The 26,023-nt window shown below is 50.0% G+C and carries 20 protein-coding genes; all 20 read right to left on the minus strand.

The genetic code is table 11. The features are described from left to right. Positions 1-9: 9 nt before the first annotated feature. The 20 genes from BMW71_RS17525 to BMW71_RS17620 all read right to left on the minus strand — a co-directional run bounded on the left by BMW71_RS17525 (position 10) and on the right by BMW71_RS17620 (position 26,005). Positions 10-645 carry a cyclase family protein gene (locus BMW71_RS17525; RefSeq protein WP_092177025.1) on the minus strand — a complete coding sequence of 212 codons (636 nt, stop codon included), beginning with the start codon at positions 643-645 and terminating at the stop codon, positions 10-12. A gap of 2 nt (positions 646-647) precedes the next feature. Next, positions 648-1,706: an isocitrate/isopropylmalate dehydrogenase family protein gene (locus BMW71_RS17530; protein ID WP_092177028.1), complete on the minus strand. Its 1,059-nt coding sequence runs from the start codon at positions 1,704-1,706 to the stop codon at positions 648-650. 42 nt (positions 1,707-1,748) lie between these two features. Next, complete coding sequence (locus tag BMW71_RS17535) at positions 1,749-2,342, minus strand: hypothetical protein (RefSeq protein WP_143057669.1); 594 nt, start codon at positions 2,340-2,342, stop codon at positions 1,749-1,751. Positions 2,343-2,391: 49 nt separating this feature from the next. After that, on the minus strand, positions 2,392-3,495 hold the full coding sequence (locus tag BMW71_RS17540; protein ID WP_244891211.1) for a hypothetical protein: 1,104 nt from the start codon (positions 3,493-3,495) through the stop codon (positions 2,392-2,394). A gap of 54 nt (positions 3,496-3,549) precedes the next feature. Next, complete coding sequence (locus tag BMW71_RS24020; RefSeq protein WP_262485676.1) at positions 3,550-3,684, minus strand: hypothetical protein; 135 nt, start codon at positions 3,682-3,684, stop codon at positions 3,550-3,552. A 27-nt stretch (positions 3,685-3,711) separates the two neighbouring features. Next, complete coding sequence (locus BMW71_RS17545; protein WP_092177037.1) at positions 3,712-5,685, minus strand: DUF5060 domain-containing protein; 1,974 nt, start codon at positions 5,683-5,685, stop codon at positions 3,712-3,714. A gap of 12 nt (positions 5,686-5,697) precedes the next feature. Next, positions 5,698-6,918 carry a serine hydrolase domain-containing protein gene (locus BMW71_RS17550; protein ID WP_092177039.1) on the minus strand — a complete coding sequence of 407 codons (1,221 nt, stop codon included), beginning with the start codon at positions 6,916-6,918 and terminating at the stop codon, positions 5,698-5,700. Positions 6,919-7,022: 104 nt separating this feature from the next. Further along, positions 7,023-7,910 carry a hypothetical protein gene (locus BMW71_RS17555; protein ID WP_143057670.1) on the minus strand — a complete coding sequence of 296 codons (888 nt, stop codon included), beginning with the start codon at positions 7,908-7,910 and terminating at the stop codon, positions 7,023-7,025. A 48-nt stretch (positions 7,911-7,958) separates the two neighbouring features. Next, entirely contained in the window at positions 7,959-10,364 is a 2,406-nt protein-coding gene (locus BMW71_RS17560) for a DUF6797 domain-containing protein (protein WP_143057671.1), read from the minus strand. Between the two features lie 166 nt (positions 10,365-10,530). Continuing rightward, the gene (locus BMW71_RS17565; protein WP_177179697.1) at positions 10,531-11,829 is read right to left on the minus strand and encodes an FG-GAP repeat domain-containing protein; all 1,299 of its coding nucleotides are present in this window, start codon (positions 11,827-11,829) and stop codon (positions 10,531-10,533) included. Between the two features lie 69 nt (positions 11,830-11,898). Further along, entirely contained in the window at positions 11,899-12,408 is a 510-nt protein-coding gene (locus BMW71_RS17570; protein WP_092177047.1) for a plastocyanin/azurin family copper-binding protein, read from the minus strand. A gap of 278 nt (positions 12,409-12,686) precedes the next feature. After that, positions 12,687-13,400, minus strand: coding sequence for a DUF3823 domain-containing protein (locus BMW71_RS17575; RefSeq protein WP_092177049.1), 714 nt, complete (start codon positions 13,398-13,400; stop codon positions 12,687-12,689). Between the two features lie 55 nt (positions 13,401-13,455). Beyond that, a complete protein-coding gene (locus BMW71_RS17580) occupies positions 13,456-15,219 on the minus strand; it encodes a RagB/SusD family nutrient uptake outer membrane protein (RefSeq protein WP_092177051.1) in 1,764 nt (587 codons plus the stop codon). A 39-nt stretch (positions 15,220-15,258) separates the two neighbouring features. Next, the gene (locus tag BMW71_RS17585) at positions 15,259-18,543 is read right to left on the minus strand and encodes a SusC/RagA family TonB-linked outer membrane protein (RefSeq protein WP_092177053.1); all 3,285 of its coding nucleotides are present in this window, start codon (positions 18,541-18,543) and stop codon (positions 15,259-15,261) included. A 1,322-nt stretch (positions 18,544-19,865) separates the two neighbouring features. Next, positions 19,866-21,059: a GAF domain-containing sensor histidine kinase gene (locus BMW71_RS17595; protein WP_092177333.1), complete on the minus strand. Its 1,194-nt coding sequence runs from the start codon at positions 21,057-21,059 to the stop codon at positions 19,866-19,868. 259 nt (positions 21,060-21,318) lie between these two features. Next, a complete protein-coding gene (locus tag BMW71_RS17600; protein WP_092177057.1) occupies positions 21,319-22,017 on the minus strand; it encodes an SGNH/GDSL hydrolase family protein in 699 nt (232 codons plus the stop codon). Positions 22,018-22,022: 5 nt separating this feature from the next. Beyond that, the gene (locus BMW71_RS17605; protein WP_092177059.1) at positions 22,023-22,946 is read right to left on the minus strand and encodes a patatin-like phospholipase family protein; all 924 of its coding nucleotides are present in this window, start codon (positions 22,944-22,946) and stop codon (positions 22,023-22,025) included. 10 nt (positions 22,947-22,956) lie between these two features. Then, the gene (locus BMW71_RS17610) at positions 22,957-23,694 is read right to left on the minus strand and encodes a DUF6503 family protein (protein ID WP_092177336.1); all 738 of its coding nucleotides are present in this window, start codon (positions 23,692-23,694) and stop codon (positions 22,957-22,959) included. Between the two features lie 65 nt (positions 23,695-23,759). Next, positions 23,760-25,106: an MptA/MptB family glycosyltransferase gene (locus tag BMW71_RS17615; protein ID WP_092177061.1), complete on the minus strand. Its 1,347-nt coding sequence runs from the start codon at positions 25,104-25,106 to the stop codon at positions 23,760-23,762. An 11-nt stretch (positions 25,107-25,117) separates the two neighbouring features. Next, positions 25,118-26,005 carry a hypothetical protein gene (locus BMW71_RS17620; protein ID WP_092177063.1) on the minus strand — a complete coding sequence of 296 codons (888 nt, stop codon included), beginning with the start codon at positions 26,003-26,005 and terminating at the stop codon, positions 25,118-25,120. Positions 26,006-26,023 lie beyond the last annotated feature (18 nt).

Raw genomic sequence — 26,023 nt, forward strand, 5'->3', positions numbered from 1 at the left:
TATTCTTTTTTATATCGGCCGGGCCAAAACCCGGGCAGGTGCTCCATCACCACCCGCAATTTTCAGGGGCATTACCATCAGTTCCACCGCATCCACCTGGATTTCGTCCAAATTACAAATCCCCTCAACAATAATGACCTGACCAGAAAACAAAATGCGGTGAATCAAGGTGACTTCTTGCAGGTCATTGACGTTGGCTACGGAGGGAGGTTCTACTGCCAAAATTTTTACCTTCTTTTCTACCAGCCAGTTTGCCAGCTCCTCACTGATTCTGGGCAGCTGGTTGCGGTATTTACCGGGATCTGAACGGGAGAATTTACTCCAACCCGTCTTGATTACCAGGCTGTCGCCGCTGTTCAAATGCTCCTCAAGGTGTCCCAGGTCCGCAATAGTGATCCGTGCCGAGGGTGCAATACCAGTCAGATCGAGGACTTTGGCAACGCCAAAGAGGCTTTCCAGAGGCATTTGATCAATGGTGGGCCCCTCCACCCCAAAATGAATGGGGGCATCCATGTGCGTGCCGGCATGGCTGTAAATCTCTAGGTTTACCGCATTCCACCCATCCCGCTCCAGATTTTTCGCTTCGCTCAGGGCCACACCGGGCATCCCCGGACCAATGATCTGTGTAAGGTCTATCCAATCCATCCTTACTGGTTCAGCGCCTGAATCACCTGCTCGGCAAACTCCTCCGTCCGCGCAGTACCTCCCAGGTCAACGGTTTTTATCCCTTGTTGAAATACGGCTTCGATAGCGCCTACAATGTCTCCCGCTGCCGCAGTTTCTCCCAGATGCTCCAGCAAAAGCGCCCCGGACCAAATGGTCCCCACGGGGTTGGCAATGCCCTTTCCCGCAATATCCGGTGCCGACCCGTGTATGGGTTCGAACATGGAGGGAAATTCCTTTTCTGGATTGATATTTCCACTTCCCCCCAGTCCAAGGCTTCCCATGATACCTCCTCCCAGGTCACTCAGGATGTCGCCAAACAAGTTGGTGGTGAGGATCACATCAAAGTATTCCGGGTGTAAGATGAAGTTGGCGCTGGCATTGTCGATGTACATTTTTTCCAGGGTTACGTCTTTGTACTGTTCTCCCACCTCGCTAATCACTGCATCCCAATATTTCAGGCTGTGAATCAGCGTATTGGATTTTGTCACGTTGGTGACTTTTTTACGCCTTTTTCGCGCAAGGGAAAAGGCAAAGTGGGCCACCCGTTCAATTCCTTTCCGGGTGAAAATGCTGGTATCAGTCGCCAACCCTTCGGGACTTTCGGGTCTGAAAAAGGCCCCCGATTGAACAAACTCCCCTTCGTTATTTTCCCGGATAACGACAAAATCTATTTCCTGAGATGTTTTGTTGCGAAGCGGGCTTTCCAATCCCTTAAATAGTTTTACCGGTCTGTAATTGACATATTGCTGAAAGGCGGTTCGTACCTTGAAGGTATATAACTTAGCGGGCAGGGTATCATCTACCGCTGTCAGCCCCACCGCTCCAAAAAACACGGCATCAAAGCCCTTGAGGGTGTCCAGGCCATCTTCGGGCATAAACGCCCCCTCTCTGAGGTAGCGACCCGCTCCCCAGTCATAAAACGTGTAAACCAGTTTAAAGTTAAATTTTTTAGCGGCCGCTTCCAATACCGTAAGGGCTGCGGGGATGATTTCATGACCAATGCCATCACCGGGAACAATTGCTAATCGATACGTTTTCATAAAATGTAGTTATGTATGGTATGTATTTCGTTACCTGGCAGCTCATTGCTGCTCTGGTATAAAATCAATGGTGCTTTTCCAACGGGCCCGGGCAAAACCGAACCCTTCCCCCTCCGGTACCAATCCGTTGGAATGCGGTAAAAACTCAACCTGAATCAAACTGCCTTTTTCAATGGCAACATCGGCTACCCGGACTTCATGTGGCGCGTACTCGGCGATGCCTTTTCCGTAAATGCGCGGGTTTTGAAACTCCATTACCTTTTTGTCGCCGATTCGCAGAATGTACGTACATTCTCCATCTGACTCCAACAGCGAGGTAAACCGGATGGTGTATATTCCGGTATCCTGGTCGAATACCGTAGCGGCGGCAGCCCACTGGTCGGTCGGTTGTTCGACGGTATTGATGGCAATGGCTCCCCTGACTTTGTCGTAGTAGGCCGGTGAGAACCCTTCTAGGGTCCAATTCCACTTCTCGGGCTGCTGACTATTATTGAAATCGGCCGGGAAAATACTAATTTCCTGACGCAAAATGTCAAAACCACCGTTTTTATCCCCGAATCGCCAGGGTGTTTTTGCCCAATCCGACGCGAGTACCAACGAAAAGAGTATAGCTAGTTGAACGGGTAATTGCTTCATTTGAATCCGATTTAGTTGTCTATCTTACAAGGGCTCCTCCAGGGAGCGACTACTGCGTTGCTCCGGTAATTTCCCGGACCAGGTTAAAAAAACCTTGTTTCCGTTCGGAATGGATGCCCCAATCTACGGGCACGCTTTGGAATCCCTCTTCGTACGGTTCTCCATCGCGTCGGTAGTCAAAGAAGCCCCAGGAAACATAGTTTTCTACGGCGACGGTAAAATTGTTTCGTTCCTGATCAAAATCGTAGTGATCGTCTTCGTTGATTACCACCGGCATGGGACGGTATCCCTCCACCTGCCGGGTATCCGCGATCAGCTTCTCCATTTTCTCCAGGGTATTCACGCCGTTTCCGTGTATCAAAATATAGTCGGAGGATTTGACGACGTTTGGCTTGGGAGGCGTATTCCCTTTGTAGCTGGTGCTAACCAATAAGCGGTTTCCTTCGTACTCCATGCTTTTGACCAGGTCAATGAGCTCGTGTACCCGGGCCGGTTTCAGTATCTCGTGATCGTAGGCATTGACATCGCATTCGTTGTTAACTTCGATCAACACGTTTCGGTACCCTTCCTGCAATACCCAGTTCACGGAATTTCTTACCGCCTCGATTACCGCAGCTTCGTCGTCCAGGTTTTGGTCCTGCCCAAAGTAGAAAATGCCCAGCATCACCACCATCTCCAACTCATCCGCCTTGTCCAGCACCAATTTCAACCGGTCCATGTATTCAGGTCGGAGCCGGCCGTCGGAAAAGAAGGCTGAATTGTACCAATCCTTATTCCCATATCCAATGGGACTCCCGCCCTGCAAGTTGATGGTAAATGCGTTTAGCCCGTAGGCGTTCCACTCCTCCATGGCGGCCACAAATTCGGCTGTATTTCTATCCGGGTCCCATTCGCCGGTATCCGGATATCCAAAAAGCGGGCGGGTTTCGGGATTCAAATCATCAAAAATTCCCTGCACCATCCTGGAGTTCATCAGCAATCCTTCGATGGTAGTACCCTTCCAGGTCCTTCCCTCGTAGGTAGGTTTTCCGTTCACATAAAAGGCCTCGCCTTCTATGGTGACCACCGTTCGTTGTTCCGCCGTTTCGCAGGCGACCAAGCCAAGCCATAGCAGGCTACAGGCATAAAACATAAAATAGGTTCTCTTTTTCATACGATTCGTTTTCTAACAGTTAATAATAAGAAACCGCCGCTTGCCCGGCATTCCTCACCGGATGCCGGTATTTTGCTCGTAGGGATGGTTTCCAGCCAGCGTCGGGTAAAGGGTAGCAATTATTCCTGGAACCCACACCCGCTGCTGAAGGAAATCCGCCCGGACTGCCTGCGCAGCTTCACCACGCATGTACCGGTACGGTAGGGCCGTGCCTCGTTATTTTTTTCGAACCAAAATCACCCAATCCTCTTTTGGATCTGCAGGAGGCATTCCGAGGTTTACCCAACCGGGTCCGGATACTTCGGTTACGTTTCCTCCCTGCACCCGAGGCTTTTTTATGGTAGGCAAGGCCGATAACACGGAGGCAGGCTCCCGGGAATACGTCTGCTCAATGACCATTTCCTTGCCTTTTTGAAGCGCTCCACCAGTCCGGGGATTGTACCAGTCCACCGTATACGTACCCGCATGCTCCTGCAGGTTAAGTGCGGCACCGCCGCCGGCCGGCAGGTAGATTACGTACAGCTCCCCGTTTTCCGCAAATACGAAATCCCGTTCACTCCGGGTTAGGGCGTTGGCATTTTCCATTTCCCAGAAAGGGATCCGGTTGGTTTTAAAGAAATCCATGGCATGCCGGGTATAGTCCCACAGGGCATCCCTGCTCCGCCAATCTTCCATGTTCAGGTCATTTTGTTCCTCGGCGTAGCCAAAGTACCATTCCACGCCGTCACCTCCTGCGGCGATGGTCGCCCAATAAGTAGCCCTGGCTTCGTCCTGGTTGTAATTATCGTCGTAATCATCGGTGGTGACCCCGAGCGCGCCAGTGCCCGCTTCGTCCATGGATACGTTCCACTTTCTACCCGTCTGCCGGGATGCGTTTACCCAATACGAAATGACCTCAAAGTTGTGCCAGGGACGCATGCTATTGGTCTGGATGGAAGGACCCTCAAAATACTCGTAACCCAACAAGGGGGTGTAGCTTTGTTGGTATTGATTGGGAAAGGTATGCGTCACGACGGGATGGTCGTAAGGATCCAGGCTATGTAGGTACATGGCATCCGCTTTGGCATTTAGTTGCTCCGGATCGTTCAATTCATCCCATAGGTCGTGCTCCTCACCCAAATTCCAGTTCAATGCGTGGTGGTGGGAAAAGCGGGCGATCAGCTCCCGGTAATACAGTTTTCTTTCAGGTCCCAGCTTTCCGCCGTTTAGCAGCTGATCGTTTTCATTTTCGTGGGTTTTAAAATGCAGAAACAATCCCAGCTTGTCCGCATGGGAAAACACGGTTTCCCATTGGTCCAACTTGGAAACATCGTATCGGTCTACCTCTGTATGGCTGATCCAGGGCCAGGTGTTTTTTCCATCCCCCCCGGCGGATAGGGTCAGAAAAGAGACGGCATTCATCCCTTTTGCTGACAGGTAGTTGAGCCCGCCGATCAAACCTTTTCCTTTTGTACCTTGCCAAACCGGGTCTCCCTCCTTCCAGTCCCGCACATGGGCTTCGTACTTTTTAAGCGGTGTCGCGCCCCGCCCGTCTTTGTGTTGGGTCGTTCCCCAAATTAAAACATCACCCGCATCCTTCGAAAGGCCGGTATGGGTATAGGTGCCATCAAAGTCTGTATACCCCAATAGCGTTTCCGGCGCATCGGCGCCTCCTTTCATAAACCATTCTCCATTGTCAAATCGCAGGTAATGTTCGCCAACGTACCTGAGAACCCCTTTCCCACGATGGTCTACGCCGGATTTATCCGTATCGGCAATAGAAAAGGTCCCGGTAGCTCCGTTGAAGGAAACCGGTTCTCCAGCGGTTGAGCTCGCATTTACTGCGATGTTTTCTCCCATTCGGAAAGAAGCCTGGTAGCTCCACTGCCCGGTTTGGGGCACATTGAAATGTACCCGCCATTTGTTTCCAGAAGTAGCGCTGGTCTCTCCGGCATTTCCATCTGCAGCGAAATATCCAGGCACCTGGTATACTAGTTCTCCGCCCTCGTGCCGGAAAGTAACGTTTAAGCGATAGCCCATAAACGGATTGTACGCATCGGTTTCACTGACCTCAGGTCCATCAAATGTAATCGATATGGGGTGCCATTTTTTAAGCTCTCCATCTATCTGGCCCGTCGTCTGTGCAACTAGAAAACCCTGATAGGTAAGTAGCAAAAGTACAACGTTGGTTATGCGTGTCATTTTTTTCATGGTTATTGGTTTTTATTGTTGCAATTCTGTTTTGTTTTTTCTCACATCCGATAATGCCTCCCCGATTTTCGCAATAAATTGATTGGAAATGGCATCGGTAATTACCCGATCGCTTTGGTCAAGGCCCAACCGTACGACAACCATGTTCCATTCGGGAATAACGAAAACGTAGTTGTTGTTATGTCCCCAGGCGGCAAAGGTACCGGTAGGTGCATCCGGCCATTTTCTCTCCCCAGTTGGACGAATCCCGTTCACCCACCAATTTAAGCCGTAGGCGCCACTTCCTGTCAGCACACTCCCGGTGTGGCCCAGGGGAAGCGTGGAGGGCACCTGTACGGAACAGGCCTGCCGAACCCATTCGCGGGGGAGTAGTTGTTTGCCCTCCCAGGCGCCGTGATTTAAAAATAACAGACCGAAGCGTGCGATTTCTCGCGCGGAAATAAAAACATGCTTACCGCCATTGCCAGCACCACCATTGATTCGGTATCCGCCGGTTTCACCGAAATCCCCCCAATGCCATTGATCCGGATTCATACCAATTGGATCCAGTAGGCGACGTTTGAGCAAGGCATCCAATGGCTCTGCTGCCATCTGGGTCAGGATGTAGGCAAACTGATTCATCGCCGAATCCCAGTAGGCATATTTTGACCCGGGAGGTGTAAACAAGGGCGGTCCCGGAATAAACGGGGTAGTGCTCGGTCCATGGGTATACAAACCACGGGGCTCATCCCCCTCTGCGCGGTATCCGGATGTCATGGTCGCAAAATGAGCAAGCGTGACCTGGGGGTAATGCTCGCCCATATCGGGAGCAATTTCATGCGCCAGGGTAGCTAGCGAGGCTTTTCCATCAGCGATCAGTAAACCCAATGCCGTACTGGTAAACGACTTGGTTACCGACCAAACGCCGTGGACCTTATCGACCGCCTCCCCTTCCCAAACCAGGTACCCGTTCCGGACGATTAGTAGCTCTTTTACACCATCGGATCCCGAGTTTTCCTCTAAATACCGAATGGCTTCCGTTAACCTACCCGAGTGAAGCCCCTGCGACTCCGGCGATGCAAGCGCCCAGTGCTCACCGGGAAAAACGGTCGTTGTTCGTTGTCCTGCCTCGCCTTGAACCAAATCGTTGACCTCCGGGAACCGATCGGTACCATTGCCTGATTTTTGACTCAGGGCCTGGGTAGAAATCATCAAAAAATGGCACAAAATCAGGTAGTACGTCGCAGAAATCATCAAGCCAGTAATTTAGTTAAACTCTCTATTCAAATACAATCGCCCTACTCTGGGCAGCGGTTGCCGACACAAACAGCAACCCACTCCGGGGACGTATAAACCAGCTAGTCTATTGGTTTAAAGGGTGCTTCAAGGCGTGCACGAATAAAGTTACTGATTTGTGTATGCCCCATTGACTTATCCAAAAACCCAAAAACAGCTACTGCATCGGTGTTGCGCAATGCGTGCTTATCGTCATCTCTTCCAAAACTAAATATCGCCATGTTATCCGGTTGGGCCCATCCCTCGTCTCCTCCCCCGCCAACACCACTGGCTCCTACATATAGGACCTGATCGGCATCTTCATCCAGGAAATAAAAGAAGGGAGAGGGGAAGTTGTTGCCAAATTCAGGATTGAGGTAACCCAGCCCCTTGCCGTGTTCAAACGGGCGTTTGACACCGTCCTCAAGCAGGTAATGCTGTTTCTCAATGGCCATTTTTCCACCGACGGGCCCTTCCCATAGAAAAGCGAATAAATCCTTCGCTTCGAGTACTTCAATAGCGGCATGGCTGCTAAAAAAGTGATAGCGGACCCGGTATTTCTCGTTGCTTGATTCCAGCATCAAGTGGTTTCCTCGAAGGGTATCGCCAATAGCTACCGGATCCCCCGTGGCGTCTATCCATCTGGAGGTCCCTCCGCCTCCCCGGCAGGGATGCCCAAATCCGTCCGAAGCAAAATTGGGCCATCCCCGCCATTCCCGATTGGCTACACAATCGTTGGCGATCCAATCAAGGCCTTGCTTGTCGATCGCCGAATTGAATCCGGTAGCGGTTTCACCCGTTTCGGCCTGGGCTCGTTGAAAGTGCCAGGTGCCGTTTGCTGCTTCAATCTTCCAGGTCAGGTAATCAAAACGCTGCGCCTCGGTGACGGTAACGTCCAAAAGCTGTTCCACACCTTCCTCGCAAGAGAAAAGTAATGCAACGATAAGAAGATAGTGTTTGCGAAATTTCATACCTGCTGGTTCCTGTGTGTTATTACTCTTGAACTTATCCATTCACGGCTATTCAGCGAATCCTTCGGTAGGAACCCGGTGGATCGTTTTGTGAATCATCTGGGTTAATTCGGTTCCGTCTTCCGTTGCGATCTGGTAGCTTATTGACATCACCCAGCCCAGTGAGGTTTCGATCATGTCCGGCAGTTCCTCCAGTGTACCAAGGGAAGCGTTCACCGCACCGGGTTTCAGGGAGGGGATCTCCAAAAAAACCACCTTCCCATCCGCCGACAAGCGGATAGATGCCACCTGTACCGCGTCGGGCTTGGTTTGTCCGGGGTTGTCCACCGAATAGACCTTCCCCCGGCTGCCGTACTGACTGGTCCAGGGATAGGTCCATTTCTGCAAGCGGAAATTGTCCATCGAGGTGGCGATCCCGGGATCCAGTTTTTGGTTAAAATGAAGTTCAATACCACCGGCCTTGGTGTTGACAGCCACCGGCAGGGTCAATGGTTGCCCGGTATACCTAACGCGATGAAACGAGCCCCAGTCTTCTCCTATGGATTGCCAGCTGGTCATCCCGGCTAGATACAGATGTCCATCTGTATGAAAGCGTCCGCGTTCCAGGCCGGATTTAAATACCAATGGCAGGTTTACGTGCGCTCCCTGCCAGACCCCATCCACCTCTTCTTTCAGTATCAGCGAAAGGGATGCACGCCCGTAAGAAACCAACAAGAGATCGTCCTGCAATTCTTTGGGCCAGTGCGTACTCCTGATGAAAAGGGGTTTGGCCGGAGAGTTATCGAGGTAATGCGGAGTCCAGATCATCGGAGGCTCAAAAGACTCCGGCGTTTCGGATTGGTGCGCAGCCGGGATAAATCCGTGGAATTTACCTTCTTTGATGCGGTGCACCTTGCTGGTAGGTACCCAGTTTCCTTCGTTATCTGCATAGATCATTTCCCCGTCCGGACCGATATCCAACCCGTTGGGATTCCGCAGACCCGTTGCGATGGTTTCCAAGCGTTCCCCATCCGGTGATAGCCGAAACAGTACCCCATGATGCGGGGTTATTTCCGCGTTGGCTGGAGGCCCGTTTCTTCGGAGATAGGGTGGCCAGGGAGTCGATTTGGCGAAATAAAAGTTTCCCTGTGAATCGGTTTCCAGGTTCATGGTAAAGGCATGAAAATTCGTGGATGCCATGATCTCATTGTTGAAATTCTCGTAGAAATCGGCAAATCCATCCTCATTCAAATCGTGTAACCGCGTGATTTGATCGCGGCCGGTCACGTAAATCTGGTCGTCGACTACCTTTACACCGCCTGGCTGAAACAAACCCGTAGCAAATCGATGCCAGTGTAGCGTACCCAACTTTTCGCCGATCCCTTCGACCAGCCAAACATCGCCACTAAGGGATACCACCACTGCCCTGCCGTCGGATAAAAAATCCACATCCATCAAGCGAATAAATGATTTCCAGGGATTGTCCGCCGGTAGGGCAAGCTCATCTACGGTAAACGGCCCCTCGTCCTTTCCCATCACCGCCTCTGTCTGCAGGGTTTCCCATAGATCAGGGCCGGGTTGGGTGTATTCGGACAGGTCTGGGAGGTCTTCCGCCTGTTCCAGGTAGGCCTGCATGTAGCTGGAGGTTTCGCCAGGCAGTACCGGCCCGATAGCCAGGCAAAACGTCAGTGGTTCGCCGATTTGGGGAAGATCCAGTACAAGGTGCCGGTTTTGGATGCGCCATTCTGCGGCTGAATCGAAAATTCCCTGTATGCCAAGCATGCGTGTGCTGCTACCCACCCGAATGCGCAGGTATCCCCGGGAATCGGCAAGCGGTATGCGTTCGATTTCCGCATTTTCCGGGACCTGTAGCACCCGCAAAGACAGGGTTTCTTCCGTGGGACTCAAAGTAAACGTCCGGGTAAAAACAGGCCGATCCTCCACCTGCGAAAATCCGGGTAGTTCAAGAACCTGACTTTTGCCAACGGTATAAGAAAAAAGAACCTTTTCTCCGTGCATATACAGTCCCTTGTAATGTGCTTGTTCCTTCGGGATGGGTCCATAGGGCCAGTTTCTTGGATCCTCAAACTCTCCATCAAGTGACCACCCAGGGGTTTTGCTGGTTTCGAAATGGGTAATTCCATCCGGACTGGGCCAATTCTCCAGCCCGTCCCGCTCCAGGTACCAATGAAGGAATCCTCCAGTCCAGGCGCTTGCAACACGCAATAAATCCGTATCAAAGGTAATGACGGCTTGCGGATCCCTTCCAACCTTGACGGCAATTCCTTTGTTTACAAACAGGCTACTCGCTACCAGCGGATCGTGCGTCATCGTGGACGTAACAAATGGCCCGTGATCCATTGGGTTCATGTTATCGGAAGGTTGAAATTGGGCCTGTAACGGCACATGGGTAAAAGAGCTCGCCGCGAGGGCAAACAAGAAACGAGATAAACGCTGTCTAATCAAATTTGTCATGGGTCTTGCGGTAATCTTCCTTGGATCAACTGCCAAAAAGATTCCCTTTTTCGCAGTTGTTTGGTTTTAGTTTTTAGTCAGTTGGTATGCCAGAAAGTAAGGGTAAACGCTTGCAGAAAGCAGCCCAGGTGAATTCCGGTAACAAAGGAGCACGGAAAGATGCATGTCAATCAAGAATCGATTTATTTTCAAGAAACAAAACAAAGGCTTTGCCCCCCAGCGCGTTGTCATCGGAAGGGCTCCAGGGCTTTCCAACGATATCTAGCATTCCGTCTCCCGTGACATCCCCAAATACAATCTCATGACCACCTAGATTTACGTCGGCAATTACATGCTCCTTCCACTCCACTTTCGGATTATTGGACCAGGAGGGACCTACGCCAAGGTTTTCCCAGAGGTAATACCGCGGGTTTTCCTCGCCCTTTGCTCCCGGGCGCGCCCGCTGCCAGTCTTGTTCCGCCGTGATGACATCAAGTTTGCCATTTCCGGTAAAATCCGCCACGCCAAGGGAGTGCAAACCGCCCATGATACGGTCCCATCCAGCGATTTCGTGCCGGAACCATTGAATCGTTCCCCCGGAATCGGGACCGAGGTTTTCCATCCACCATACCCTGCCACCGCGCATTTCCTCAACGGTCTGTACCACGTCCAGCCTCCCATCCTGGTTGATGTCCGCAACCCAGGACCTGGCTGCTTTATCCGCCCAGCTTGGTTCCCCCTCCGGCAACGGCATAAAGGGTCCCAAATCGTGTTTTTTCCACCTGGTGCCGCTGCCATCCAAATTTTCAAACCATACATCCGTCCGCACAATGTCTGTATCCCCGTCACCGTCCAGGTCGCCATGTCCCTTTGGCGCAACCCCACCGTGTACCGCAGCACCAATGTCCTGCCTTTTCCAGGGATCCTTCGGGTTATCAGGAATGGTGTACCAGCGAAGATTGTTTCGATCCGACATGGTAATCACGTCCATGTGCCCGTCTCCATTAACATCGGCGACTACCTGATCGTGGATGGAACCATCCAGGATGTCGTCATCGAATACAATCCGCTCGTAGGGAGTCTGCAGGTCACCGGAATTTCGGTACCAGGCGCCCCCGACAAGGTAGTCCGGCAATCCGTCACCATCTACGTCCAGTACCGCGCCACCGGCATCGGTGGGTGGGTTTTCACCCACAATGTACCGGGACCAATGGCCAGGCTCATGGTATTTGTAAACGTAGATTTTTCCCGTTCCGCGCGAACTCATGATGTACTCCAACTTTCCGTCGCCGTCCATATCGGCCAGCCCGGTATTCGAAAAAGCACCTCCTATCAGGGAATCGTCTATAATGTGCGTCCTAAATTGAATTGTTTTAACACTCCCCTGGGCCCAACTGGCATCCATAGAAACCGAAAAGATCACGAGCAGCAGGCAGGCCAGGCCAAACGAACTGCATAACGATTTATTCTTATTTTTTAACTTCATCTTTTGTCTGTTTGCGTAGTTTTCGAAATACACGATTCTTGCCGGCCAATTGACGGGCATATTAGCCGCTTACTCGGTTGAAATCAACCTCCCCTGCATTTGTGTCCAGTGCGCCGAATAAGTACATATGTACGGATAGGTACCCGGCGGAGGAACGTTGAAGGAAAGCACGACGGTATCCCCTGAATAGGCCAGATCGCTGTAGGCGAGGATCCGGTGCATTTCCTTTTCCGGGATCCAGTCCGTCGCCATGGCCTGAAGCGCGGCAATACCTACCGGTCGGATATCTGCTTCTTCCCGTACCAGGACGATATTGTGACTCATGTCGCTCTCGTTGATATACCGGATACGCAGCACCTCTCCCGCCTTGGCACGTATCTCTGACACCGAGTAACTTAGCTCTACTCCTTTGGAAACGATCTCTATTTCCGTGGTGTCGGCAGATGCGGTGTATTTTTCTCCCACCGATCCGGCGGAATCAACGAATGGGGCTATCCGAGCCCAACCGGAATCCGGAGGGACGAGGAAGAAAACGGTGATGAGAATACTACCTAAACATGCGAGAGCAATACCTTTCATAAAGCACAAATTACGTTACGGTGAAAATTAATAATTGCGGTCGTCCATCGGACTTGTTTTTTTTATTTTTGGTTCAGACCCCGTTTTGGAAACGTTTCCTCCATATTCGGCAGATCTTTCGTCATTTCCAAGAAGATTCCCCCCACAAAAGGTCCTACTTCTTCCGTTTCACCCCAATCCGATTTCGGATTGTTGTGGGAAATCGTACCCCGGGGCCTACCCGTTCCGGCATTGCATCGCGTTGCGGGTAGCCCGGGCGATTTATCCGTTTCGCGAAATTAAGGAGCCGGAATTACAATCGGCAGGCTATGGTTCCAATCCGTGGTTTGATCGGACCGGGCTGCAATGCGAATGTGTAAATTACCCCCTCCCCGTTCGCGGGACATTGCCAGGAGGTTGGCATCCAGTGTTACCGTCGCCGTACCCGAATTTTCCGGCAGCTCCAGCTCCCGGGTTTGCCACCGCGGACCATTCCCCGTATTGACCCCCACTTTTGCTACCGTGCTTACCAGCACTACCCTTTCCTGAACACCATGCCCTTGACTGGGGGAAATGGAATAATTGACCTGTACTTCTCCCCCGGAAACAGAGACCGTGGGTGGGGGAATGACGAGAAATGGGTTTACGGTAATGTGCTGCTCAACGGGACGACCCCTGAGGTCCACGGTCAGTTCCCCCTGTCCGGGACCATCCACCGGGCCTTCCACCCATACTGTGTAGTTTTGCGGATACAGGTGCAAATTCGCGTAAGAACCATCTCCATTGACCCGCAATTCCAGCGGTACCCGGTCCTCCTCTCCTAAAACGAATACCGTAAATGCCGGATTTGAGGCATCACCGGATACCGGATCTCCGTTTTGATCCAGAATCAGTCCGCTGATTTGCCCATCAAAACCGAAGTCCGTGACAATCTCTTCGCATCCCGAAAAGACCGCAAGGGAGACTGGCATTGCTACCAGCATCAAATATTTTTTAAATGCTAAACCATTCATTGTTATCGAATTTTAATATCAACTAATTTCATTTGAGCGTAAAACAACCCTTTCTCTAGTAACCGGGGTTCTCCACCAGGTCGCCATTGGTTTCGAGTCGGGCGTTCGTGATCGGATTGTAATAATGCTCCGGTCGAAACTCCCGCTGAACGGTTTCCCCGTCAATAACCAGGAAATAATACTGTCCGGAATCGTCGTGGTAAATCACACGAACGCCTTTTACGATTTGTCCGTCCAGGACATCCAGAGCCGTTCTCCACCGGCGTAGGTCGTCCCAGCGGTGCCCTTCGTAAATCAACTCGCTGGTTCGCTCGATGCGCACCCGATCCCGGGTGATGGTCCCTTCCGTCAAAGGAATGAGTCCCACCCGCTCACGGGTAAAGTTGAGGTACATGGCTGCTTCGGCTGGGTTACCCAACTCAAACTCGCTCTCTGCAACGATTAGGTACATTTCGGCCAGCCGCAATTCCTTCCAGTTGTTGGATTCCGTCCCGGCGGGTATCAGCGGAGTTTCTGCGATGTATTTCTCGAGTAAAAATCCCGTAGACGGAAAGAATTGATTGGCTTGTCTTCGGCTGGCACTACCTACCGAGTTTTTTCCGTTGTAGGTGACGCCCACCTCCGAAATGATTGCATCTGGATTGGTACCTCCGACGGTGGGGTCAATACCTTCGTACAATTCCACCAAATTCCCGGCATAAAAATCTCCCTCAAAGAGTACCGTCGCATACAGCCTGGGATCTTTGTTTGCCCAGGGACTGACTCCACTCGGGTACAGGTGGTCCGGACCCAAATCGGGCGCGCTAAAGGTACCGTCCAGGTTTTCGTACTGATTGACAAGTTCCAGTGTGGGGTTCATCTGCGATCCCTGCCCCTCAGAAAAAGGAGTAGGTTGATTCTGGTGCGCAAACTGATGCCGGATTTCAACGCCGTTGTAAATGCGTTCAAAGATGACTTCGTCGTTTGCGTCTTCAACGAAAACACTCCAGTACGTTCGCTCCGGGTCACTGCTTTGTAGCAAGGAATACCTTCCGGAATCAATCACCTGCCTGGCAGCTGCACTCGCTTTGCTGTAGAATTCATTGGCCCTGCCTGCGGGAATACCCGTTAGCCGGTTGTCTGCCAGTGTTCCAAAATGGGCAATGGAGGCCGACCAGAGATTTGCCCGGGCTTTGTAGGCATAGGCCGTCCATCGATTGACCCGACCGGTTTCTTCCGGATTTTCCGTCAACATTCCTGCCGCCATTTCCAATTCGGTGTCAATAAAGTCAGCAAGCGCTTCCTCACTGCTTCGAACCCGGTATTGCTCGGGAACATCCTCAAAAGGATCCAGCACCACGTTTACCAGCGGTACTCCACCGTAGCGTTTTTGCATCTTGAAGAATACAGCCGCCCGCAACACCCGAACCTCGCCTTCGCGCTGCCGTTTGAAGCTCTCGGATAAGGGGGATTCCCGGATACTTTCGATAAAGAAGTTCAGCTCCCGGATGTATTCGTAATCCCACAAGCCTTCACAATCGCTATTGATGTCCATTCCGCCGTGGGTTCGGCAGCTAGTGAAGCCGCCCCCCCGCTGGGTACCCAGATCGTGGTGACCAAGCATGCCGTCAAAATCGTCAAAGCTGGTAAAGGGAAATCCGGCATACAAGTCGGCAACCAATGCATCGGCAAACGCCTCATTCTGAAATACCTGATCCGCATTTACCAGGTCTCTTGGAACCTCATTGAGGTTTAAAAGGTCGTCGCAGGAAACCAATGACACCAGCAAAAGCGAGAGAAAAGGTGTCAAGGCACGGTATAGATAATTGCTTTGTTTCATAACTGAGAAAATAAATGTCGTTATCAAATGAATTTTGTCTTAGAAATCGATCTCAAGCCCAAGGTTGATCACCCGTGTCTGTGGATGGTAGTTTCCAAAAAACTGCCTGGGATTTTCGTCGATCTCCGGATCGAGAAAATCGATGTCCGAAAACGTCAACAAATTGGTCCCTCCGGCGTACAACTTCACCCTGCGCAAACCAAGACCGTCAATTAGTTGCTGCGGGAGGGTATACCCGAGTTGCAGCTGCTTGAGGCGCAGGTAGGTGCCGTCGATCAGAAACATATCGTAGTTATTATTGAACCGTCCCGAGGCCCTTGGCCATCGGGCATCTGCGGCGCTTACGGCTGGAAGCCCAAATTCATTTTCCGGGATGTAGGAATCACTGATGTGTCCCTGCAAAGCGACCCCATTGGCTGGAAAAGGAGCCTCGAACTCACTCCAGGCAAGATTCCAACCAAATCGGGAAGCTCCCTGCCAGAAGGAGACCAGCTCGAGTCCCTTCCAGGCAATCCGGGTTTGAAAACCAAAGGTCAACCTGGGCTGGGTTCCGGATGTGGCAATGTACTGGTCCTCGTTGGTAATGCGTCCATCCCCGTTTCGGTCGATAACACGCGCGTCACCAATTTGGATGGAGCGGTTTCCGTTGCCATCGATGTCTGCCCAACTGTCGATTTCTTCCTGAGAAGAGAATAGCCCGTCGGTTTCCAGGTAGAAAATATTGACGTTATTTCGACCACCGGTGACCACCCGCCGACCGATTTGTTTTTCCCGGCGTTCCACTTCCTTGTTAATAAAGTCGGGTTCGTCGGTATTGACAACGATTTCCTCAAAAATCCCAAAATTACCTCCGATGGAATAATTCCAGTTGCTATTGGCAATGGTGTTCGTATGTTGCAAACTGAGCTCCATGCCGCGGTTTTGAAACTCCTGAAAGTTTTGCCGGGGCAAAACCGCTCCTACCACAGGAGATACATCCAGTATCCGTTGACCCAGTACATCAAACCGGTTTCGTTGAAATACATCGAAGGTGCCTTCCAACTTTCCGTCCCAAAAGGAGGCATCCAAACCAAAATTGACGATATCCATTTTTTCCCAGGTAATATCGGGATTGGGCAGCCCGTCCGTGCTGATCGTTCGCTGCAGGGTTGACCCTTCAAAGATGTAAAAATCGTCAAACGAGAACGTGGACAGAAACTGAAAATCGCCTGCCGCATCGAAGCCGAGTCGTCCCCAGGAACCCCGAAGCTTCATAAAGGTCAGGACATTCGACAGGCCAAGATTTTGCATAAACGATTCCTCTGTAATATTCCAGGCTCCCGAAAAGGAAGGGAAAAAACCCCATCGGGAATTCTCCGGAAAACGCATCGATCCGTCGTAGCGCGCACTTACCTCCAAGGAGTATTTATCGGCATAGTTGTAACTGGCCCGGCCAATATGCCCTATTCGTTTGTTTCGGTTGATGAAATCGTTGTTGAATTGCTGGCTGGGCGGACCGGCGCTCAATTGGGCAATGGGGAAATCGTAAAGAATTCGGCTGGCATCAATTCGCTCAAAATGCCGCTCGATAAATTCAAACACATACATAGTGGTCAGGGAATGCTTCTTTCCAAACGTATGATCGCCATTCAGAAAATATTGGAAGTTTAGATTTTCTGTTTGACTATTGCTTCGCACCACCCGGGTGTCCGCATTCAGGGCACGGACAAACTCATGTGTTTCTGTAGTCGGATTGTAGCGGTATTCGGGGCCTCTTTTTTGAAACATCTTTTCCTGCAAATTGGTCCCCTGGTAATTGATGGTGGCACGGGTACTCAATCCCGGAAGCAGTTGGTACTCCCCGCCTAGCTTAAAATCAATGAATCCACGCTGAAACTCCTGGGTTCCCCCGATAGCGGCACTGGCCAAATTCAGTGGATTGACCGTCTGTCCTTCGGGGGCTCCCCTGGGAAAATCCAGATGCCCGCCAGGTAATTCTTCGATGGAATGAAAGGGGCGCCATCGTCCGGCCCGGGCGAAAATCCCTTGTCCCTGCGACCAGGTAGTCCCTTCAAAAGCATTTCTGGGACCGGTAAAATCCTGCAGGTTGTAACTCATGTCAAAGTTAAAGGTGAACTTTTCGGAAACATCCACATCCACGTTTCCACGAATATTGTAGCGTTTAAACCGGGTATCATTTCCACCAAATACGTTGCGCTCCAGACCGGTCTGATCAAACACGTTTCCAGATACAAAATAGCGAACCTTTTCGCTACCTCCCCTAAGCGATAAATCGTGTGTAAACATCGGCGCAGCATCCCTGGCGATTAAATCATACATTTGAACGCTGGGAAAATTTTCCGGGTCCGATCCATCCGTATGCGCCTTGAATTGCTCGACCGTCTCGGGAGTCCAGCGAAAACCCAAACCCCGGTCCAGGTTTCGCATATTAAACAGCGTCATGTATTCCCAGGATTCAATGACATCCGGCACCATGGTAAGCCCCTGAAATCCAACGTCTCCCCGGTAGGAAAATTGAACATCGCCCGTACTTCCTCTTTTTGTTGTCACCAGGACAACGCCGTTGCCCGCTCTCGCCCCGTACACGGCCGCGGCTGCCGCGTCTTTCAGTACCGTGAGTTCTTCAATGTCGTTTGGATTTAAATTTGAGAAAACCGCCTCATCTACAGGCAATCCATCGATGATGTACAGGGGCTCCCCAAAACCACGTATATTGATAGCCGTCTTGTTTTGTCCGGGCTGGCCGTTTTGATTTTTGATGAATACACCCGCTACGCGTCCTTGCAATGCCTGGCCCACGGTAGGGGTCGATACCCTCGCCATGTCTTCCGGATCGGCTCTTGCCATACTTCCCGTAAGGCGGGATTCGATTTGCGTTCCGTACCCAACCACGATCACCTCATCGAGCGAAGTTTGGTCTTCGCTCAATACAATGGTATACTGGGTTTGACTTCCTACAGTAATTCGCTCGGATTTATAGCCAATAAACGAGATGACAATCACGGCTCCCTCGTCCGCATCAATGCTAAACTTGCCGTCGATATCCGATACGGTTCCCTGACTGGAACCCTCAACAACGACCGTGGCACCGGGTATCGGTTCCCCATTGGGATCGGTGACGGTACCGCTGATGGTAGCCAAAAAATCCGCCTTTGTTGGCAGGGACGCATGGTTGGTGATGGGATGATTAACGAGGCGCTCTGCTACGTAAGGCGTCGAAAATTCCGACGAGATTCCCCTCCCCGAGGAGGAAAAGGCCAAGCCAAAGCAAAAAAGAAAGCACCAAGGCAGCCAAAAGATTGCCTTAAGTAATAAATTTTTCATAATTTTAAGGGTTTATTGAATGAAAGACTTCAATGAATAGCGGTCTTATGAGAAGTACATTCCCCAATGAGCATTATCATACGACCATGCCGGTTGGTATTTTACCAATCGGCTTTTTTTAACAGAACGGGATTTTTATCATACACAAAACGGTTTAGTTATACTTATCCTCTATAGCTGGTTGCCGGCTCCTTAACCGGTACCTATTGCATTTGCAGCATCCTACGGATTCACGTTAACCCAAGCCAAATTTTGCATTTTTTTTGGCTTGATTGAATTTTTTTGCGAGTCAAAAACCGCTTTCCTAAAAAGTTTATAGTCAATTCATTAAATCAAAAAACCCTCAATTTTTTACCCGATTTTTTTGAATACCGTATACATTTTTACAATCGAATAAAGCTATATATTTTTTTCTATTTATCCTTCCTTTTTATTGACAAAAATCAGGTTTTATGAATATTTAATGTAATATTTTTAAATTGATATTTTCATGTCTTTTTTATTTGGTTTAGATCCAAATAGTACCCGAATACATATATTTTATTTTACAAAACGAAACAAAAAAAACTTGTTGGTATACAGGTTTTCCATGCGGCTCTGATTTCGATCAGCACGGCTGTAGTCCAGGCTAGAGATTATCCGGTGCCTAAGCTCCGAAAAATCAGTGGGCAAAATGCACGCTGCTCATATGCCGCACCTAGCCCCACAAAAGCAAGTAGTTCTACACAACGCAATCGCACAAAACCCTAAAAAATAAGCACTCCCATGTTCTGGTCTGGGCGTTTTAAGCGTTGATTGAACCGTTTTTTTTGGCTTCAAAAAAAACCGGTACCTCGCCGATTGATTATCCCGGTCCTTGCCGATTAATAAATGGATCCGAAGGAAGCCCCGCAATATATCGCCCCGGCGATTTCTCCGGTGGAATAGCAAAGGTAGGCCGGTGTAACGGGTGCAAATCCGGTGATCGGCTTGCCGCATCTCAGAACGCGTTCGTACTTCCATTCGGTTTTCCGGTGCGAAAGCGACCATGCCGACTTTCTTTACAAAATTGATTTACCGCCGCTTTTCGTTGCAAACTCCTGACGGCGGATTTATTGGATGCGCCTGCCCCGTAGTCTACCGGGTAGAAAGCGGCGGTATTCACATCAGAAGCGGTTAGGTTAAACCCGTGCGATTTCTTTCCGAGCACATGGGTTAATGCCGTAAAAAATTGTTCGAAAACCATTAGCCATTTGTGAAATTTGTCTACTGGAGTGTGGTATTTTGTAAGGTGCGATGCAAGTCGCTCAACGTATGTTTTAGAAAAGGGAATGCCGGCAAAATCAATCCGGAAGGTTCACCTCAAACCGGGCGTACCGACCCGGCTCGGACTCGATCTTTAGCCTTCCTCCCATTCCGTCGATTAAATGCTTGACCAACGGCAACCCAAAACCAAACCCTTTTTCCCCAAGGCTTCCTTTCGTTGTTTTTCCGTCTCCTTGTAGGATCGAATCTATCTGTTCCCTGCGCATACCTGCGCCGGTATCTTTAACGATGACCGATAACTCTCTACGCTGACCTTTTTCAAAAATATCGAGGCTTACCGATACCTTACCGCCTGCAGGCGTAAACTTGATGGCGTTTGATACCAGGTTACCGATGATTTGGAGTAGTTTTGCTTTCGGGAAGGTCAACTCGCTTTTGCAGGAATTTACTTCCACCGCTAAATCAATGTTTTTCTGCTTCCCTTGGATCTCGTAAAGGTTTTTCAGTTTATTTTTCAGGATAGACAGGCTGCATTCATTTTCGGCCGGAGCACTCGGTCTTACTTTTAGGGCATCCTTACTCGATAGAATCTCATCCGCAAGATCCAACAAGGATTTACTGCTGGTTTGAATGACCTTGATAAACTCCAGTACTTCGTCCAATCGATTCTGATCACCCTGTTCATTGACGATCTGGGCCAGACCTATGATTCCTCCGAGAGGTCCCCGAATGTCGTGCGCAATCTGTTTTTGCTTTTCTTCGGAATGCTGTAGCTTGGATCGTAAGGAAGCCACGGTTTTAGAGATTTTCAGTCGATTAACAATCTCGTCGGCAATGATTTCCAATAAAGCCACCTTCTCGGGACTAATTTCTTTGGCCGTTTTGTCCAACACACAAAGCGCACCCAAATTTAAGCCGGCCTCACTTGTCAATGGAACGCCCCAATAATACCGCAAATGGGGGTCATCCGTTACATAAAATTTTCGATTGAACCGCTCGTCTTTGGATAAATCCCGAACCTCAAAAGGCTGATCACCCATGATGGTGTATTGGCAAACGGAATCCTCCCTGTCCATCTGCATCACCGGTATGCCCTCACTCGCAACACTCCATTGCGTGAACGCATCTATCAGATTAACCAGCGATATTTCCGTCCCGGCTACCTTCGCCGCCAGTTTGGCAAGATCCTGTAATTGGGTTTCCAGCTCTGCGGCATCCAAGTCGTATTCCGCTAAATGCACCAATCGATCAAATTCATTTTCTGGTATCATAGGTTCTACCTTGTAAATTACCGGCAATTTAGAGGGTAGTAAGACAAAATCCTATTGAAAAATCAATAAAAAAACCGGTAAAATTTATATGACAAAATCCTGTACCAAAGCAGCAAAAAACACCATTGAAACCGGGATGAAAACAAAATATTTAATAGAAAAACCTTGATACCGAAAGCGATTTACCCCATTCCGTGACTCCCGTCAGGTTACCCACGGACCGGGACTTTACATCCCGCGAATGAAAAATGACAAAAAACTACCGGTAAAGCGAATCCACAAACCCCGCAATGTATGCCGCCTGAGCGGCACGGGTTTCCTCTCCGAAGTGTACGTGATCAATGAACCGATCATTGCCCAGGTTTTCTGTAAAACCATGTAGATCGATGATTGGAACGTTTCGGGATGTAAAAACGACATCGGCCACCGCATTGTACACGGCTACATCGGCTGAATACCGGTGAAAGGACTGCTGCCGCGAATTGTGGGTCTCATCGTCTACCGGGGTGGTGCGTATCCAGACCATGCGAATATCCTTTTGCTGCAATAGTGCGTAAATTTCTTCCAAATTGGCCCGATAGGCATCCAATGACACCTGCTTCTCACCCGTCTGCACATTGGTCTTGATGTCGTGCAACCCGCAATTGATCAGCACCAGATCCGGCCGAAATGCCGGGTCTTGCACTTTCCGCTGAAGGTAGGCCAAAACCATACCCGAATCGCCTCCATTTGCTCCGGCGGGATTGTCCAGGTTTGAGGAGTCGGCGCCCTCGTTTCGTTTGCGATCATAGGCCCATTTTCTCTCCAGGTACTGCTCCAGGTAGGGGCCATACTGCATGGAAATGCTGTCGCCAATTACAAACAATTCCGGTAGCTGCCTCCTATCGGCAGCGGTCACCAATAGTACCAGCAAAACTACTACCGATAGTCGCTTTATTTTGATTCCTTTGTTTTGCATACGATTTATTTATCAACGCCTATTTCGATACATTTGCATACCGGGTTTTGTTCTTTTGCAAAGCGCTTTCCCTGACGCCACCATTTCTTCATTTGATATGGATCAAAAATCAATGAATTTTCCGTCAATACCGCAGGCGGATAATAAAAGTTAAGGTTTACCCGGCGTCTTTTTCCCAGTAATTCACCAATTTTGATGTCATCGCTGGAGATTTGATCCAGCATAAAATCAAAGGCCCTTGTGGTAAGTTCCAGGGCATTCCGAACGGGCCGCTTCATTTCCCTTCCTGCCCGGGCTTTTAGAACGATGACGTCTACTTCATTTGCTCCCCGGTAGATGGCCTCGGAAATTGGTACCAAATCCGCAAAACCCCCATCGGCATATTCACAACCGTCTTTTTCCAACAAACTCATGAAGGGTATCAGGTTGGACGATGCCCATATCCACTCACAAAAATCGTCGTATGCGCAATCCTTTAGCCGCTTGTATTCCACGGTATTGGTACTGAGGTTCGAAACGGTTATGTAGATCTCTGCCGTATTGGTTTTCATCCGATCAAAATCCGCCGGAGTAATGATCCTTTTAATCAAATGAAACAGGTTTTTGCTTTCTCCAAAGGTCTTTTTTCCCTTCAAAAACATTTTGATGGTGCTAAAATGATTGATCCGGGTTTTGTATACGCCGTTTTTTTTGGAGATAATAAAGGGATTGGTGCTGAATATGCAATCCTGTGTGACGGAAGTATAGATGGCCTTTATCTTTTCAATCTCATTGATCGACAACAAAGGCACCAACAGGCTCCCTGTAGACGTTCCAACAAAAATGTCGTAGTTCATCTGACAATCCCGAATCAGGTATTCAGCGATCCCTCCCCCAAAGGCTCCCTTGCTCCCTCCACCGGAAATGACAAGCGCTCGTTTTTTTTCCATCCTGCCTAAATTAGCCGGCATCATCCACCTGAATATTTTCCAACAGAATTTCTGAAAGTAATTCAAGCGATCCCGCTTCGTACAAGGCCTGTATTTCCTCTAATGGGACCGTTTCGTCCGCGGGTTTGTAATTGTCGTAATCCTGAAACAGAATACCTGAGATTTCCCGCTGATTTTTGGCCTTCCGAAAACGCAAGCCTCCCCCATCCGTGTGGTAGGTATACGCCAAAAAATCCATTCGGAAGTTTTCTTTATTGATCCAATACAAAAATTCATCGTCGTAATCCTCGCCCCCACCGTTTTTCTGAAAAGTGACTTTGACTAATTCGTAGGTTTTTCCATCCAATTGCGTTTCTCCCAGGTAGGTTTTGATTACCGCAGGGTCATTCAGTCCATAAGGTAAAAAGGCAAAATAGGCCACCGAGTTCACCGAGTTGGAATACGCATTGCGGTCCTTATCGGACAGGTTCACCACTTCCCCATTGATTTTGCGGGTAAACCCCTCGTTATCCAATTCATCCACTACCTGCCCGGATTCGTCAACAAAGGACCGGACGTACCGAAACCGTTCAGGCGATTTGGCTATCTCATAGGACCGCTCCCTAAAATCAAAACGAATGGTGGACGATGCGAACCGGTCGCCTCCATGCGCTTCAATGGATTGATCAATGATGCGATCCGCCTCAGTTTTCGGGGAACAGGCGATCCACCCGCTCAGGAGGATGCAACCGTAAAGAAAATTTTTCATGCGATGAACCGTAATTTTTTTCATGGTATCAAATTAACCTAATATTAACTAATTACTCGGAATTATCACAACGATTCGCTTTTTGCGGAGCTAGCTGAAGAAAGTCTCCGCCTGCTTGCGAAATGCCGGTAAGCAGTGAGCACGATGACGATGGCCAGCAAGAGGTATTCGGTCGCGGCCATTCCCATGGACTCGGTGTATTCCGGCCGGGCGTAAACGTGATAGGACAGAAATACCAGCCCACTCCATGCAACAAAAATCCGGTTAGTCGTGAGCACACTGATCCCCACTGCTGGAATCAGGTACCAGGGGTGTATGGTGGTTTGAAGCAAGAAAAAAACCAGGTACATCCATACCATTTTAGAAACAAGTGCTTCCCGTGTAAATGTCCGCTGGTACAACCCCATCGTAAGCAAAGCTATAGCTGCCAGCCCCTGAAGTGCCGGCCCCACGTAGGCGATGGGGTTGTAGTCCACAAAGTAACCGGAAGCGGCCCGAATCAGGTAATATAGCGAGGCATTGAATTCAAATTTACTTTGGTACAGGCGGAAACTTTGGAAAAAGTTTTCGGCCCCACCTGCGATCACAATGGGACTTAACAGCAGCAAGACAACAAGTACTGACACCAGGGTGAATTTCCAAAATTGGTGCTTGCCCCAGAAACGAATCCAGACCGGCGCCAGTAGTAGTGGGGTCAGTTTCAGCCCAATGCTTGCCGCCCAGCTCAGCCCTGCCCAGGGTGGCTTTTGTACATCGTAGGCGTACACCGCGAAAAGCAGGCCGGTTAAGACCCACCCTTCAAAGTGGAGGTTTCCCGTAAGCTCCAGAATTACCAGGGGATTGAAGGCATACCAGGAAAGTCGGTAGGATGGCATGCGCCACCGAAAAAGCAGCTTTTGGATCAACCAGAGATTGATTCCTTCGGCCAACAATACGGTTGCCCGCAAGACAAGTACATTAAGGAACAGGTTTTCTCCCGGCAGCGCCGCCAACCAGAAGAAAAACTGGTGCAAGGGGGGATACAGCGAGAAATACGCTGGAGAATTCATCCTATCCAGCAAGGTTTCCCAGTACGGGTTTTCAGGCAGCAGCCCCGAATCGCACACCGTTAGGGGCAATTCCAGGTACGGATTGATTCCATTTGCCAGCAACTGCCCGTCAAAAATGTACCGGTAAAAATCATCCGATAACTCCGGCCAGGCTCCCAGCAAAAGCACGCGCAATCCCAGAGCCATGCTTAGCAGTATCAGGGGCGAGAGCGCTTGCTTTTTTTGCACCGACAGCAGGTACAAATAGCTCAGAAAGGCCAGCACGTACAAGCCCAGCAGGGTTGGGAAATCCGTTCTTGGGACCCCATAGGCTATTCCCACCAGCCCAATGGCAATCCCCATAAAACCCAGAAACGTTTTCAAGGGGGCGGGATTTATGGATTGAGGTTCAATTCATTTCGTAAAAATTCATCTTCCAGTGCATTCCGGTTCCAGTAGTCGATGACCTTCATTCCTTTGCGTGTAGCTTTGGTTATTTCTTTTTCTCCGTTTTCCTTGGTGTGGGTTTCCTCCCAGCCCAGGATAGCGTGGGGAAACTCTTTTTCAAAGTCAATGGTCAACTCCCTGCGGTCGGAGCTGTAGGTTACCTCCAACTGCCTACGGGAATCGCTGATATCCCGAAGTCGGATAAATGCCTCTTCCGCAATAAAATCGGCATGGGTCAATCGCTGATAGATAAGGGAGGGCCACATTTGCACACTTCCCGTTGGCACCTGCTCGGGATGAATCCGAATCAGGTTCCATAAATCGTCCTCCGCCATCCCGTTCAGGGAAAAACTTTTGTCGCCCTCTGCTTCAAAATACGAGAACAGCTCCCCGGAATAGGAGTCCCCTCCGGATAAATTTACCTGGGCAAATGCTTGCCCGCACCATTCCTGAGAAGATACCGTGAACTTGAGCCCCTGAGACGCTTCTTTGGTAGGAGTAAAGGCCGAAAGCATCATGTGGTAGGGATAGATTCCCGTAACAAAATCCCTGGTCTGGTTCATCTTGATCACCGAGATTTTGTCCCTACCAGCCGAAGCCGGGTCATCCAGCTTCACCTGCTCACTCCTGGAAAAATCCTCCGTTACAAAAATTAATACCGCTTCACCTTGGCGGGGCTGTCCATACCGGTACTGAACCAGATCAAAACTGCTGATCTCAGCGGTTCCCTGAAACCAATAGTCTCCCCATGCATCAAAATCCACGCCCTCTCTTTCGGGACGGCTACAAGATAGGGCCAACAAAATTCCGGTAAACAAGAGCAATCGATTTTTCATAGTGGCTGATTTTTAGTG

The sequence above is a fragment of the Cyclobacterium xiamenense genome (assembly GCF_900109255.1).
Taxonomy (GTDB): domain Bacteria; phylum Bacteroidota; class Bacteroidia; order Cytophagales; family Cyclobacteriaceae; genus Cyclobacterium; species Cyclobacterium xiamenense.

What these genes read in the sequence shown, in the direction of transcription:
- BMW71_RS17525 (WP_092177025.1), bottom strand. Translation starts at nt 645, where the DNA reads ATGGATTGGATAGACCTTACACAGATCATTGGTCCGGGGATGCCCGGT.
- BMW71_RS17530 (WP_092177028.1), bottom strand. Translation starts at nt 1,706, where the DNA reads ATGAAAACGTATCGATTAGCAATTGTTCCCGGTGATGGCATTGGTCAT.
- BMW71_RS17535 (WP_143057669.1), bottom strand. Translation starts at nt 2,342, where the DNA reads ATGAAGCAATTACCCGTTCAACTAGCTATACTCTTTTCGTTGGTACTC.
- BMW71_RS17540 (WP_244891211.1), bottom strand. Translation starts at nt 3,495, where the DNA reads ATGAAAAAGAGAACCTATTTTATGTTTTATGCCTGTAGCCTGCTATGG.
- BMW71_RS24020 (WP_262485676.1), bottom strand. Translation starts at nt 3,684, where the DNA reads ATGCGTGGTGAAGCTGCGCAGGCAGTCCGGGCGGATTTCCTTCAGCAG.
- BMW71_RS17545 (WP_092177037.1), bottom strand. Translation starts at nt 5,685, where the DNA reads ATGAAAAAAATGACACGCATAACCAACGTTGTACTTTTGCTACTTACC.
- BMW71_RS17550 (WP_092177039.1), bottom strand. Translation starts at nt 6,918, where the DNA reads ATGATTTCTGCGACGTACTACCTGATTTTGTGCCATTTTTTGATGATT.
- BMW71_RS17555 (WP_143057670.1), bottom strand. Translation starts at nt 7,910, where the DNA reads ATGAAATTTCGCAAACACTATCTTCTTATCGTTGCATTACTTTTCTCT.
- BMW71_RS17560 (WP_143057671.1), bottom strand. Translation starts at nt 10,364, where the DNA reads ATGACAAATTTGATTAGACAGCGTTTATCTCGTTTCTTGTTTGCCCTC.
- BMW71_RS17565 (WP_177179697.1), bottom strand. Translation starts at nt 11,829, where the DNA reads ATGAAGTTAAAAAATAAGAATAAATCGTTATGCAGTTCGTTTGGCCTG.
- BMW71_RS17570 (WP_092177047.1), bottom strand. Translation starts at nt 12,408, where the DNA reads ATGAAAGGTATTGCTCTCGCATGTTTAGGTAGTATTCTCATCACCGTT.
- BMW71_RS17575 (WP_092177049.1), bottom strand. Translation starts at nt 13,400, where the DNA reads ATGAATGGTTTAGCATTTAAAAAATATTTGATGCTGGTAGCAATGCCA.
- BMW71_RS17580 (WP_092177051.1), bottom strand. Translation starts at nt 15,219, where the DNA reads ATGAAACAAAGCAATTATCTATACCGTGCCTTGACACCTTTTCTCTCG.
- BMW71_RS17585 (WP_092177053.1), bottom strand. Translation starts at nt 18,543, where the DNA reads ATGAAAAATTTATTACTTAAGGCAATCTTTTGGCTGCCTTGGTGCTTT.
- BMW71_RS17595 (WP_092177333.1), bottom strand. Translation starts at nt 21,059, where the DNA reads ATGATACCAGAAAATGAATTTGATCGATTGGTGCATTTAGCGGAATAC.
- BMW71_RS17600 (WP_092177057.1), bottom strand. Translation starts at nt 22,017, where the DNA reads ATGCAAAACAAAGGAATCAAAATAAAGCGACTATCGGTAGTAGTTTTG.
- BMW71_RS17605 (WP_092177059.1), bottom strand. Translation starts at nt 22,946, where the DNA reads ATGGAAAAAAAACGAGCGCTTGTCATTTCCGGTGGAGGGAGCAAGGGA.
- BMW71_RS17610 (WP_092177336.1), bottom strand. Translation starts at nt 23,694, where the DNA reads ATGAAAAATTTTCTTTACGGTTGCATCCTCCTGAGCGGGTGGATCGCC.
- BMW71_RS17620 (WP_092177063.1), bottom strand. Translation starts at nt 26,005, where the DNA reads ATGAAAAATCGATTGCTCTTGTTTACCGGAATTTTGTTGGCCCTATCT.